Consider the following 14,031-nt stretch of genomic DNA (forward strand, 5'->3'; position numbering starts at 1 on the left):
TAAAAAAATTACGGATTTCTTTGACGTATGGAGTGAAACAGGTGTATAATAATATTATAACAGCGGAACTTGATATTCAAATTTTTTGTTGAGGTGAAGAAAAAAATGAGCAAGGTTCCTTATGAAGTGTATACAGAGGATGTAGAAGCTCTGTCCGTGCTGTCTCCTGACGGCGAAATTGTTAACAAAGACATGATGCCTACACTTTCCGATGATCAATTAAAAGAAATTATGTACCGCATGGTATTTACCCGTACTTGGGATGACCGTGCAGTAAACCTGGGCCGTCAAGGTCGTCTTGGTTTCTATGCTCCAGTATCTGGTCAAGAAGCTACAATGGTTGGTAGTGAATTTGCAATTGAAAAAGAAGACTTTGTATGTCCTGGCTATCGTGACATTCCGCAACTCGTATGGCATGGACTTCCTCTTTATCAAGCATTCTTGTACTCCCGTGGACACCAACATGGTGGACAAATTCCAGATGGCGTTAATGTATTGATGCCACAAATTATCATTGGTGCACAAATTCTGCATGCAATGGGTATCGCTATGGGTTACAAATTGAAGAAACAAAAACAAGTTGTTATCACGTACACAGGTGATGGCGGTTCTTCTGAAGGTGACTTCTATGAAGGTCTGAACTACGCTGGTGTATACAAACTGCCTGTGATTTTCTTCGTACAAAACAATGGTTATGCCATCACAACTCCTTTTGCTAAACAAACAGCAGCTCTGTCCATCGCTCACAAAGCGGTAGCAGCAGGGATCAAAGGTGTTAAAGTTGACGGTATGGACATCTTCGCTGTTATCAAAGCTGTTCAGGAAGCTGCTGAACGCGGACGTAACGGAGAAGGCGCAACATTGATCGAAGCAGTAACATACCGTTTCCGTCCTCACTCCCTTTCGGATGATGCTTCCAAGTATCGTACAAAAGAAGAAGAGGCTGAATGGTCTGCTAAAGATCCTATCGCACGTTTCGCTAAATATCTGGAGAAAAAAGGTCTTTGGACTGAAGAAGATACAGCACGTGTGAAAGAAGAAGCAAAAGCTAAAGTAAATGAAGAAATCAAAAAAGCGGAAAAAACCGAGAAAATGACGATTTCGGGCTTGATCGACAGCATGTTCGAACAAACGCCTAAGCACTTGGAAGAGCAAAAAGCTGATTTCCAATAAGTTTTTTCCGATAAAGCATAAACATCCGCGACTTTAATGTCCCGGTATACATGTACGAATTCAAATGTGAACTGTCAATGTTTAAGGAGGAAATGAAGCAAATGGCACAAATGAACATGAAAGAAGCAATCCGTGATGCGCTTCGCGTGGAGTTGAAACGTGATCCTAACGTTCTGCTTTTCGGTGAAGACGTAGGTAATGTAGGCGGCGTTTTCCGTGTAACGGAAGGTCTGCAAAAAGAGTTTGGCGAAGAGCGTGTATTTGATACACCACTGGCGGAATCCGCTATTGGTGGTTTGGCTGTAGGTCTGGGTGTGCAAGGCTTCCGTCCGGTTGCTGAGATCCAATTCGTTGGTTTTATCTTCGAAGCCCTTGACCAAATGGTAGTGCAAGCTGCTCGTATGCGTTTCCGCTCCGGTGGAAAATACAATTCTCCAATCGTATTCCGTACACCATTCGGTGGCGGTGTAAAAGCGGCAGAATTGCATACAGATTCCCTGGAAGGTCTGCTCACGCAAACACCAGGTATCAAAGTAGTTGTTCCTTCTAACCCATACGATGCAAAAGGTCTGATGATCGCTTCTATTCGCGATAATGACCCTGTATTCTTCATGGAGCACTTGAACCTGTACCATGCTTTCCGTGCAGAAGTTTCTGAAGAAGATTACGTTGTTGAATTGGGTAAAGCGAACGTTGTTCGTGAAGGTTCTGATGTAACGATCATCACTTACGGTATGATGGTTCATACTTCTGTGAAAGCAGCAGAGGAACTCGAAAAACAAGGTATCAACGTTGAAGTTATCGACCTTCGTACGGTTAGCCCGATCGACATCGATACCATTGTTGCTTCTATTAAGAAAACAAACCGTGCAATTGTTGTACAGGAAGCTCAAAAGAGCGCAGGTGTTGCAGCTGAAGTCATTGCCCAAATCAATGAAAAAGCAATCCTGCACTTGGAAGCACCGGTTCTGCGTGTAGCTGGTCCGGATACTGTATATCCTTTTGCACAAATCGAAGATACATGGCTGCCTAACCCGGCACGTATCGTTGCTGCGGTTAACAAAGTCGTGAATTTCTAATCTAATCATCTGACATGCCGCAAGGCGCAGTATGGTGATTCACACCGCAGCGCAGGCTGCACTGTAAACAGCCATTAGCCCCTTGAGTAACAGTTATTTGCATTAGCAGTAACAGTTGGTTCTTGGAGTTAAGGGTTGTTTTCAGGATTGAGCACATAATCAAGGAGGTTTTTCAGTTGGCTAAATTTGAATATAAATTCCCTGAACTAGGCGAAGGCCTTCACGAAGGCGAAATCATCAAGATGCACATCAAAGTCGGGGACAAAGTAACTGACGATGATATCATCATGGAAGTACAGAACGACAAAGCGGTAGTTGAAGTACCTTGTCCGGTTAACGGAACAGTGACTGAAGTATTCGCTAAAGACGGTCAAGTCTGCCACGTTGGTGAAGTTGTTGCCATCATTGATGCAGAAGGTGAAATTCCTGAGCAAGAAGACGCTCCTGCTGGCGATCAAGGCGAGCAAGAGAAAGATGCAGCTCAAGGCGGAGCTGATACTAGCGGTTCTTCTGCAGCAGCTTCCAGCTCGGATTCAGCTAAAGAAGGCGGAAACAACAGCGTTCCGGCAGTACCTGCCAAAGACGTTCTGGCAACGCCAAGCGTGCGCAAATTTGCTCGCGAACAAGGTGTAGACATCGCTCAGGTTAACGGTACTGGCAACAACGGTAAAGTAACCAAAGAAGATGTTGAATCCTTCAAAAACGGTGGCGGTTCTTCCGCAGCGGCATCTTCCGAAGCTCCGGCTCAAGAAGAGAAAAAATCCGCAGCACCAGCAGCGGCTGCAGGTGAACAATACCTTGAAGAAGAGCGCGTACCATTCAAAGGTATCCGTAAAGCGATCTCTAACGCAATGGTTAAATCGGCTTACACAGCACCTCACGTTACAATCATGGACGAAGTGGACGTAACTGAACTGGTTGCTTTCCGTACTCGTATGAAACCTATTGCAGAGAAAAAAGGAACAAAAGTTACTTATCTGCCATTCATCGTTAAAGCACTGGTTGCGGCTTCCCGCCAATTCCCTGCTCTGAACGCTATGATTGATGAAGAAGCTAACGAAATTGTCTACAAAAAATACTACAACATCGGTATCGCAACAGATACAGACAACGGCTTGATCGTTCCTGTTATCAAAGATGCTGATCGCAAATCCATCTGGATGATCGCTGATTCAATCCGTGATCTGGCAGCTCGTGGACGTGACGGCAAATTGAGCGCGAATGAAATGAGAGGAAGCACAATCTCCATCAGTAACATCGGTTCTGCTGGCGGTATGTTCTTCACTCCAATCATCAACTTCCCTGAAGTTGCTATTCTAGGAACAGGACGCATCAGCGAAAAAGCAGTGATCAAAAACGGCGAAGTAGTTGCAGCACCTGTAATGGCTCTTTCCCTGAGCTTTGACCACCGTATCATCGATGGCGCAACAGCACAAAACTTTATGAATTACATTAAACAGCTGCTCGCTAACCCTGAGCTGCTTGTTATGGAGGTGTAAGATATGGTAGTAGGCGACGCTTCTCTCAATATCGACACATTAGTAATTGGTGCGGGTCCTGGCGGCTATGTAGCTGCCATCCGCGCTGCTCAACTGGGCCAAAGCGTATTGATCGTAGACAAATCCGAACTGGGCGGTGTTTGTTTGAACCGTGGATGTATTCCATCCAAAGCCCTGATCTCTGCTGCACACCAATATGAGTCTGCACTTCACGGTGAAGCTTTTGGTATCTCTGCTGAGAACGTGAAAGTGGACTTCAGCAAAACTCAAGAATTCAAAAACGGCGTTGTTAAGAAAATGACTGGCGGCGTAGCTGGTTTGCTCAAAGGCAACAAAGTTGAAGTTTTCAACGGTGAGTGCATGTTCATCAATGAAAACGAAGCTCGTGTATTCAACGACCACGAGTCTCCGCGTTACAAATTTAAAAATGCAATTATCGCAACAGGTTCCCGTCCAATTGAACTGAAACCTTTCCCATTTGGCGGACGCATTCTGTCTTCAACAGAAGCTCTGAACTTGCCTGAAGTACCAAAAAGCATGATCGTTATCGGTGGCGGTTATATCGGTGCTGAGCTTGGTCAAATGTATTCCAAATTTGGTGCGAAAGTAACAATCATCGAAGGATTGGATACAGTACTGCCAGGTTTCGATAAAGACATGACTAGCCTCGTGGCTAAAAACATGAAGAAAACAGGCATCGAAATCGTAACGGGTGCAAAAGCTGAAAGTGCTGAGCAAACGGATAAAGATGTAACTGTTAAATATTCTGTAAATGGTGAGTCCAAAGAAGTAACTGCAGATTACCTGCTGGTAACTGTTGGACGTCGTCCAAACACAGATGGTGAGCTTGGTTTGGACCTGATCGGTGTAGACGTTGACGAGCGTGGATTCGTTAAAGTTGACCACCAAGGTCGTACTAGCATTCCTCATATCTTCGCTATCGGTGACATCGTATCTGGTTTGGCTCTGGCACACAAAGCTTCTTATGAAGGTAAAGTGGCTGCTGAAGCAATCGCAGGACAACCATCTGTAGTTGACTACAAATGTATGCCGGCTGTTGTGTTCACAGATCCAGAGTGTTCCAGCGTAGGTTACACGGAGAAAGAAGCTAAAGAGAAAGGTTACAAAGTTAAAGCAGGCAAATTCCCTTATGCGGGTAACGGTCGTGCTGTATCTTTGAACCACGCTGAAGGCTTCGTGAAAATCGTAGCTGACGAGGAAAGCGGCCTTGTATTGGGTTGCCAAATCGTAGGTCTGGAAGCTTCTAACTTGATTGCTGAGCTTGGATTGGCAATTGAAATGGGCGCTACTTTGGAAGATCTGGCTCTCACAATTCACGCTCACCCAACTTTGGGCGAAATCGTGATGGAAGCTGCGGAATTGGTTATGGGTCACCCGATCCACATCATCTCCCGTTAAGATCATCTAAGCTTCGGATCCGTCCGGCATTATACGTATATCAAGAGGTGAATAGCGCTAACGCGTTATTCACCTCTTTTTTGTGAGTGTAGAACCTTCCGTAGAGTTATATCATGTACTTTGTGTTGTAAAACATAGGTCCGATTGAATGTGTTTTCAACTCTTTTTCCATCGTGCACAGTGTGATAAACTGTTAAGATGATCAGACATGATGTAACTCAGACCAAACTGGAACTGAGTGGCAACATATATAGAGATGCGAGGGGAAATCAACTTGAAAAACTATCTCGATTTATTACAGGATATTCTGAACAATGGCGTTCATAAAGGAGATCGTACGGGAACAGGAACACAATCCGTATTCGGCAGACAACTCCGTTATGATCTCTCCGAAGGATTTCCGCTGGTAACAACCAAACGAATTCATCTCAAATCGGTTATTCATGAACTGTTGTGGTTTTTGAGTGGCGATACCAATATATCTTATCTGAAAGAAAATGGTGTGAAGATCTGGGACGACTGGGCGGACGAAAATGGAGATCTTGGACCGGTGTATGGTTCACAATGGCGTACTTGGGAAGCACCTAATGGGGAGAAGATCGATCAGATCTCTGCAGTCATTGATTCAATTAAAAATAATCCAGATTCACGACGTCATCTTGTCAGCGCATGGAATGTGGCAGAGATCAATAATATGAAGCTTCCACCTTGTCACTTTGCGTTTCAGTTTTACGTTGCAGAGGGTAAATTATCATGTATGCTAACGATGCGTTCAGTGGATACCTTCCTCGGGCTGCCTTTTAACATCGCGAGTTATGCGCTCTTAACTCATATGATCGCGCAGCAATGTGACCTTGAGGTGGGTGATTTCATCTGGTCTGGTGGGGATGTTCACATCTATTCCAACCATGTTGATCAGGTCAAAACTCAGCTGGAGCGTGAACCTTATGCGTTACCTAAGCTAGTAATCAAGCGTAAGCCCGATTCGATTTTTGATTATAAGTTTGAAGATTTCGAGTTTGAGAACTATCAGCATCATCCGGGCATTAAAGCTCCAATTGCAGTCTAATTATGTGTTCAATCTCGATAAGTGCGTGTTCAAAAAGTCTGGTTTTCAGTACCAAGAAGATGGAATGAAGCTAGAAATGGAGTAGCGGAGCGTAGGCAAACTACGTGAGCAACGGACATTTCGGTTGAATTTCAACTTCGACGCTGATGATGCCGCTAGGCATGATTCGTAATCAAAAGTGGATTTTTTGAACAACCTCTAGAAGAGACTTGGATTGAAGGAGTGTATTACCCTTGAGTATTGAATTGGTATGGGCAATGGGGGAGAACGGTGTGATCGGATTGAATAATACGATTCCATGGCGGTTACCCAAAGATATGGCCTTTTTCAAACAACGTACGTTAAACAAAACGATTATTATGGGACGTAACACGTGGGAATCTTTTGGCGGTAAGCCGCTTCCTCAGCGCCGTAATATCGTAGTGACAAGAGATCTGAACTACAAGGTGGACCAGGCTGAGATCGTACATACGATTGAAGAAGGGCTGAGCGTAACCAAAGGTGAGGAACTGTGCGTAATTGGAGGTTCCCAAGTGTATCGCGAGTTCTTGCCCTTTGCAGATCGTCTTGTGGTGACCAAAATTCATGAGAATTTTGAGGGAGATACGTTTTTCCCCGACGTGGATTGGTCTGAATGGGAACTGATTGACCAGATTGAAGGCGAACAGGATGAAAAAAATGTTCACGCATATACGTTTGAATTTTATGAGCGTAAACAGTAAATATGGCATATAAAAATCCTGACTTCGGTCGTGGTTGTATGATGGGAGGCGCTGATTGCGAAATATTCGTGAACAGCGTCTTTTCTTTATAAAAACATAGCCATTTGTTTAGAATGGAATCCATATTACATTAATATAACATGAATGATTGAAATGTATGTATATTATACATACGATTCAGCATTAAATAGTAAAAAAGTGTAAAAGATTTGGGGATTTAACGTTGTGAAGCCCTAAAAGAGGTCTGGAATTCGGAAATACGAACGATTCCTAGCAGAATATGTTGAATTTCATGACAAATTATCTAACATTTATATGACGTTTCGACTTATTAACTCTTTATCAAACACCAGATTTCGGAGTTCAAGACCACATTTAACGCCAAAATAAGGGTATTGACCATAGGTAGACTTCAAAGATATGATGTATAAAATACAAATAATTATGCGGATAATCCATTTAATATTCACCACAGTAAATGCTACTATAATTGAAATATCTTCGAGAAGATTTTGTGATACAATAGACAAAAACTCAAGTAATGAGTAATCCATTTCATATAGAACCATGCACATGAAGGGATTAAGACAAGAACGGATGGGGGAAAACGTAAGATGTCTACACCTACTGGATTTATGGAATACAAACGTCAACTGCCAGCGGATCGTGAGCCAGCGGAGCGGATCAAGGATTGGGAAGAGTTTCATAAACACATGGCTGAAGAAGAACTCAGAACACAAGGTGCACGATGCATGGATTGTGGTACCCCGTATTGCCATACAGGTATAGATATGACTGGCGGCACGTCAGGTTGCCCCGTGCATAACCTGATTCCGGAATGGAATAATCTTGTATATCGCGGACTGTGGAGAGAAGCACTTGAGCGCCTTCACAAAACCAATAATTTCCCGGAATTTACAGGTCGCATCTGTCCAGCTCCTTGTGAAGGATCTTGTACAGTTGGCTTAATCGGTCAGCCTGTAACCATCAAAACGATTGAAGAAGCAATTATTGAAAAAGGTTTCGAAGAAGGATGGGTCGTTCCGCAGCCTCCTGAAAAACGTACGGGTAAACGTGTAGCTGTGGTAGGTTCAGGTCCAGCGGGACTAGCTACTGCGGCTCAGTTGAATAAAGCAGGGCACTCGGTAACCGTATATGAGCGTTCGGACCGTGTCGGCGGATTGCTGATGTACGGTATCCCAACGATGAAATTGGATAAAAAGGTCGTTCAACGTCGTGTCGATCTGCTTGAAGCAGAAGGGATCCAATTCATTACAAACACCGAGATCGGTAAAGATATTGCAGCACAACAACTGGTGGATGAATATGACGCTGTTGTATTGTGCGGTGGTGCAACGAAGCCGCGTGAATTCAATATTGAAGGCAGCGACTTGAAAGGCGTTCATTACGCCATGGATTTCCTGAATGGCAGCATTAAGAGCTATCTCGACTCCAATCTGGAAGATGGTCAATATCTGTCCGCTAAGGACAAAGATATTATCGTCATTGGTGGCGGTGATACAGGATCTGACTGTGTAGCTACATCGCTGCGTCATGGTTGTCGTACGATCACTCAATTCGGTACGCATACCCAAGCACCTATGGAACGTGATCGCATTAACAACCCTTGGCCACAATTCCCGAACGTATACACACTTGATTATGCACAAGAGGAAGCCAAAGCATTGTTTGGTCAAGATCCGCGTGAATTCTCCATCATGACAACGAAATTTGTTGGAGACGATGAGGGGAACCTCAAAGAATTGCATACAGTACAGATCGAGCGTATTGTGGATGAAACTGGTCGCAAGATTTATCAGCCGATTCCTGGTACAGAGCGTGTATTCCCGGCTCAGATGGCCATGATTGCCATTGGTTTTGATGGGCCGGAACAAACGTTGGTAGAGCAACTGGGTCTTGCAACAGATCGTCGTACTAACGTTAAGGCACGTTACGGCAAATACAACACCAATGTAGATAAAGTATTCGCAGCAGGTGACATGCGTCGTGGCCAAAGCTTGGTTGTATGGGCAATTAATGAAGGCCGTGAGGCTGCTCGTGAAGTGGACAAATACTTGATGGGTGCTTCGGTTCTGGTGTAAAAAGTATAGAACGAGATATTAATGACAACCTTCGCGATCAGCGAGGGTTGTTTGCTGTTATTTTAACCAATTTGACTACATATTTCATATAAGTGTGAGCAATAGCATTGCTTTTTACGTGATAAAGATTTATTATTATATTATAATAATTATAAATAAGGATTGAATGAAACCACGAATCCGTACGATAAAAGTAAATTTCAATGAATATAAACCGGAGGTGCGACCTGCTATGGCAAGTAACCGGGACAAGTCCATTTCAGAACAGATATTTCACATTAAAAATCAATTGGTTGAAAAAGGATATAAGTTAACACAACAACGGGAAGTTACTGTACGTGTGTTGCTTGAACATGAAAAGGATCATTTTAGTGCAGAGGAAGTTTTCCTCTTGGTTAAAGAGCAGTTCCCTGAGATCGGATTGGCTACGGTATACCGAACTCTCGAACTGCTGAGTGATCTTCAAGTCGTTGAAAAGATTAACTTTGGCGATGGTGCTGCGCGCTTCGATCTGCGAAGTACAGATGGTTCTCATCATCACCATCACTTGATTTGTACCGAATGTGGGAAAGTAGAAGAGATCATGGAAGATGGTCTGCTTCGTTTGGAACAACAGATAGAGCGTCAGTATGGCTTTGCTGTCACGGATCATCGTCTGGATTTCCAAGGTGTATGCAAAGAGTGCAGACAAAAACATGTACTGAAAGAACAGGCTGCAGTTTAATTCATTCTGGGAGGGTGCTCCCGAATCCAAAATCTGATATAATATGTATCAGAAGCAAGGGGCTTCCGTCGGCGGAAGGCCCCTTTTTGCCGTCATGCGGACGGTGAAGGAGGAGAGATGGACGGATGAAGACACTGGTTATAGCGGAAAAACCCGACATGGGTCGAACCATTGCCGCCGTCATAGAACCAAAAGCCAAGAACAATCGCACCTATCTGGAGGGTGAGCATTACATCATCACATGGGCGATAGGGCATTTGCTTGGACTGGCTGAACCGGATGCCTATGATACGAAGTACAAGCGTTGGAATATAGCGGATCTGCCGATCATACCCGATCAGTTCAAGATTGTACCCAATCCGAGAACGAAAGATCAGCTCAAAATGATTGGAGAACTGGCGAAACGGGCTTCAGCGATCGTTAATGCTTGCGATGCAGGGAGAGAAGGGCAGTACATCTTCGCTCTTATACAACAGCAATTGAAGCTGCGTCAGCCTGTAAAGCGTTTATGGATATCGGATTTGACAGCAGAGAGCATTAGGCGTGGTTTTGATGGGCTGAAGGATGCCTCTGAATTTGAAAATTTGACCCATGCTGCTCGCGCCAGAAGTGAGGCCGATTGGCTGATTGGTATGAATGCCTCACGGGCATTTACAACCCGTCATAATGCATTGTTGTCTGTAGGCCGTGTGCAGACGCCGGTACTTGCGCTAATCTACGATCGGGAAATAGAGATTGAAGCGTTCCAGTCGCAGACCTTTTATGAAGTGGCCGCCTGGTTTCGGCAGGAAGGTGTCGAGTACCGGGGACTGCGTCAAGGAGATAAGTTGACAGATGCGGAGGCAGCAGAGGCCATTGCAGCGAGTGTGAAGGGCAATAAAGGGCAGATTACCAAATATGAAGCGAAGCAGACGAAGGAGTATCCGTATCGTTTGTATGACCTGACCCTTTTACAGCGTGAAGCCAATGCCAAATTCGGATATGGTGCCAAAAAAACACTGGATATCGCACAGGCCTTGTATGAAAAACACAAGGTAATTTCGTATCCGCGGACGAACTCCAACTATGTTACGGAACAGAATATTGAAGGTATGCATAAAACGCTAAACCTGCTTAAAAATGGTACCTATAGTGAGCTTGCGCAAGGGGCTAAACCAGAGCTTGTTCATAAGAATAATAAAGGGGTATGTAATCCGAGCAGGGTTGAAGATCACCATGCAATCTTACCTACTTTGAAGCGACCAGGTACCTTATCCAAGGATGAGCAGAACATCTATGATTTGATAGTAAGACGTTTCTTGTCTCACTTTTATCCTCCGGCGGAGTATAAGCAACATACCGTGCTCACCGAAGTGGAGAAACATCAGTTTAAGACATCTGTCAAAGAGCTGCTGTCCCTCGGATGGAAAGTGGTTCTCGGTTCCGGAGATCAGGAACAGGGTGGGGCAGGCAAGAAGAAGACCAAGAAAAACGGCAATGAAGAAGAGGAAGCTGAAGAGTGGACGGACAAGGCATTTAGCGTACAACCTGAATTGCCTGTTCAATGTACAAAGAGTGAGTTCAAAGAGAAGGCGACCCAGCCTCCCAAAAGTTATACCGAGGGAACATTGCTAAAAGCGATGGAAAGTGCAGGCAAACAGATCGAGAATGAAGAGCTGCGAGATGCGATGAAAGACAGTGGTTTGGGTACTCCGGCTACACGTGCTGCTACAATTGAGCGCCTCAAAAACGTAGGTTACATTACGATGCAGGGGAAAAAAATGCAGTTAACGCTCAAAGGCAGAACGGCTATCGAATTGATTCGCCGAGCAGGCGTAGATCTGTTAACCTCACCCGAGATGACAGGCCAATGGGAAAGAAGGTTATATCAGATTTCCAAAGGTGAGGCGGGGCAGGATAAGTTCATGGAGAACGTTAAGAAATTTACGTTGTCCATCATTGAGAAAGTGCGTGTGCAAGCTCCGGCGCCAGCAGATGCTTTTGGAGAAGGTTCGCGTGCAGGCAGGGGAAAAGGCAAGGGAGCCAGAACCCAGGCCGGCAACACGAGGACATCTGCCAAGCCGGCTAGTGGCGGTTCGGCTGTAAAAACGTCCCGTCAGACTTCGGCATCTTCATCGAGAGTCGGCAGTGCGAAAAGCACCACCAACAAGGCGCCATCTTCCACTGCGAGCCCAACCGGAGTGAGAGAGTTACTGGCACCTTGTCCTTCTCCCGGCTGTACAGGTCAGATTATAGAGGGCAAGAAGGGTTATGGATGCTCACGTTTCAAGGAAGGCTGTTCGTTTGTGGTATGGAAAGAGTATGCGGGCAAGAAAATCACCAGTACGATGTTAAAATCGCTGATTGAGAAGGGGAGTACCCAGGTCCTATCGTTCAAACGAAAAGACGGGAGTACCGTGAAGGCACGTATTATTTTGCAAGACGTGGTAACAGGCAAGTTATCTGGTGAGAAACAGGATGCTTGATGTTAGTCATGATAAAGTAAAAGGACCCTTATCCAAGGGTCCTTTTTTGTTGCTGCTGTTGTATATTTTCGTGTATGACTTTGGGTACCTCTTCCAGTGCAGTGATGGTATACATCGATGTTTCCGGATTGGGTTGAAGTTCTACGATGTTGTATTGCCATTCATTTGGTTGTTTGATATATATGCTGTGTATTCCGGCTTTTACCGCGGGCATAATATCTGTCCGCAGTGAGTTGCCAATCATCCATGTCGCACGACGATCAAACGGACCGTTAGACAGAATGCCTTCCAGTGCCTCTATGTTTTTGTGTTGTCGGATATAGATCCGATCATCAAAATACGCCGAGAGTTTCATCTGATCAATCTTACGCTGCTGAATCACAGTTTCGCCGCCCGTATATAAGTAGAGGGAATGTCCTGCGCCTTTGAGGTTCTCAAGCGTTTCAACCATATGAGGATAGGGTTCAACTTCCTGTTCGTACACGCTCATACCCAACTTGCTCAGATAAGATTCTTCTCTGGGAGAAGTTGATCTGGCAAACTTCCCAGAAAAGTAACGATAGGTATCAATCAGGGATTGCGGGAAATGGTGACTTGCAAAGCCAAGCTTGTCCACTCCGGTTACATCGATCTCCAGCTGTTTCTCACGGATCTCTTGCGTTGTCAAAGAATGTCCATCAAACCACTCCTGCATATTCTCAAAGAATTCTCCCAAAATCAGGTTGAAATATTTATTGCAGTATACGAGTGTATCATCAAGGTCAAACAAAATATGTTGTTTCATTAATTTCATGATCTAACTCACTCCTTGTAGCCAGCAACTCCACATTGGGTCAAATGAATTATATGCGAATGTAAGATTCCAGAAACACATTCAATTCAGATACGCCATCTGGGCGAATACTGTATTTCTCTTTACGGTTGCTTCCGAGCAGATGAGTTCGCAGCAGACCTGCGATGCGCAGCGCCATCACCTGATCTTTGACCGTATCTTCGTCTTTGCCCAATTCTTCACATATCTCAGCAAGAGACTTGGGTTCATCCGATACGTAACGAAGCAGGCGAAGTCTTTCGGGATCAGCCAGTGCATGGGTGAATCGTAAAAGGCATGTTGGCGGCTGATCTTCATTTTCTTCAGGTGCATCTACCGGATACTGCATAATCATCATTCCCTCATAGAAGCAGTACATATTAATAGGGCGATTGTGCACCGTTGGAAACAGGATAACTTCGTTCAGTCCAGGCATCGGTTCAACAAGAACGCCCGCTGTAGCATATTCAATAAGCAGTTCAGAGCCCATTTTATCAAGCAAAATGCGTTTTTCCTCGGCATCTTCTTCCAGCCATACACGCTGATCTTCGCTCATATTCTGGCAGTAGTGTTCATCCCATAGTCGCAATAATGGGACATAACTGTTCCGAATGCGTGTAGATTCTTCTATTGAAAGTGCGGGCAGAAGAGGAGACACACGTGCATATAGGTCTTCCGCTGTCATTCCGGCAAGCATGTCCAGGAAATCACGATTCTCTGATGTATCATTTTGATATGCTGCCCATGCAAACAAAACATCAAAATCATCAAAAGGCCAAGTGGCAGCAGGTGCGAGCGCAGCTCGTACATTGGAACTTAGTTTGCCTTCCACTTCCAGAATCCATTCAGGACCAATATCCAGATGCTGAATCCATTTTTTCGTGACATAAACCAGAAAGCTGTTAAGCATTTCATATATCGGTGAAACATCAATTTTCACATGATAAGCCATAATGTTGCAGAATCCT

11 protein-coding genes are annotated in these 14,031 nt (G+C 44.6%); 9 read left to right on the forward strand and 2 right to left on the reverse strand.

All coding sequences use genetic code 11. From position 1 onward, the window contains the following. Positions 1-105: 105 nt before the first annotated feature. The 9 genes from pdhA (at position 106) to ACX9NY_RS06165 (ending at position 12,252) form a co-directional block, all read left to right on the forward strand. Positions 106-1,173, forward strand: coding sequence for a pyruvate dehydrogenase (acetyl-transferring) E1 component subunit alpha (pdhA, locus tag ACX9NY_RS06125; protein ID WP_017688072.1), 1,068 nt, complete (start codon positions 106-108; stop codon positions 1,171-1,173). 101 nt (positions 1,174-1,274) lie between these two features. Then, positions 1,275-2,252 (forward strand): alpha-ketoacid dehydrogenase subunit beta, encoded by a 978-nt coding sequence (locus ACX9NY_RS06130; RefSeq protein ID WP_472477592.1) that lies wholly within the window; start codon positions 1,275-1,277, stop codon positions 2,250-2,252. A gap of 176 nt (positions 2,253-2,428) precedes the next feature. Continuing rightward, a complete protein-coding gene (locus tag ACX9NY_RS06135; protein WP_339234468.1) occupies positions 2,429-3,751 on the forward strand; it encodes a dihydrolipoamide acetyltransferase family protein in 1,323 nt (440 codons plus the stop codon). Between the two features lie 3 nt (positions 3,752-3,754). Beyond that, complete coding sequence (gene lpdA, locus ACX9NY_RS06140) at positions 3,755-5,170, forward strand: dihydrolipoyl dehydrogenase (RefSeq protein ID WP_024630356.1); 1,416 nt, start codon at positions 3,755-3,757, stop codon at positions 5,168-5,170. A gap of 274 nt (positions 5,171-5,444) precedes the next feature. Beyond that, entirely contained in the window at positions 5,445-6,239 is a 795-nt protein-coding gene (gene thyA / locus ACX9NY_RS06145) for a thymidylate synthase (protein ID WP_076328531.1), read from the forward strand. A gap of 233 nt (positions 6,240-6,472) precedes the next feature. Then, positions 6,473-6,961, forward strand: coding sequence for a dihydrofolate reductase (locus ACX9NY_RS06150; RefSeq protein ID WP_339234462.1), 489 nt, complete (start codon positions 6,473-6,475; stop codon positions 6,959-6,961). 614 nt (positions 6,962-7,575) lie between these two features. After that, positions 7,576-9,063 carry a glutamate synthase subunit beta gene (locus ACX9NY_RS06155; RefSeq protein WP_472477595.1) on the forward strand — a complete coding sequence of 496 codons (1,488 nt, stop codon included), beginning with the start codon at positions 7,576-7,578 and terminating at the stop codon, positions 9,061-9,063. 232 nt (positions 9,064-9,295) lie between these two features. Next, a complete protein-coding gene (gene fur / locus ACX9NY_RS06160) occupies positions 9,296-9,787 on the forward strand; it encodes a ferric iron uptake transcriptional regulator (RefSeq protein WP_339255825.1) in 492 nt (163 codons plus the stop codon). Positions 9,788-9,912: 125 nt separating this feature from the next. After that, positions 9,913-12,252, forward strand: coding sequence for a type IA DNA topoisomerase (locus ACX9NY_RS06165; RefSeq protein WP_472477597.1), 2,340 nt, complete (start codon positions 9,913-9,915; stop codon positions 12,250-12,252). 28 nt (positions 12,253-12,280) lie between these two features. Here the strand turns inward: ACX9NY_RS06165 and ACX9NY_RS06170 are convergent, their stop codons facing one another. Together ACX9NY_RS06170 and ACX9NY_RS06175 are read right to left on the reverse strand one after the other, a co-directional pair. Beyond that, positions 12,281-13,045 (reverse strand): HAD family hydrolase, encoded by a 765-nt coding sequence (locus ACX9NY_RS06170; RefSeq protein ID WP_339234454.1) that lies wholly within the window; start codon positions 13,043-13,045, stop codon positions 12,281-12,283. Between the two features lie 49 nt (positions 13,046-13,094). Continuing rightward, positions 13,095-14,015 carry an ArsR/SmtB family transcription factor gene (locus ACX9NY_RS06175; RefSeq protein WP_472477600.1) on the reverse strand — a complete coding sequence of 307 codons (921 nt, stop codon included), beginning with the start codon at positions 14,013-14,015 and terminating at the stop codon, positions 13,095-13,097. Positions 14,016-14,031 lie beyond the last annotated feature (16 nt).

This window comes from Paenibacillus sp. CB74, assembly GCF_055687625.1.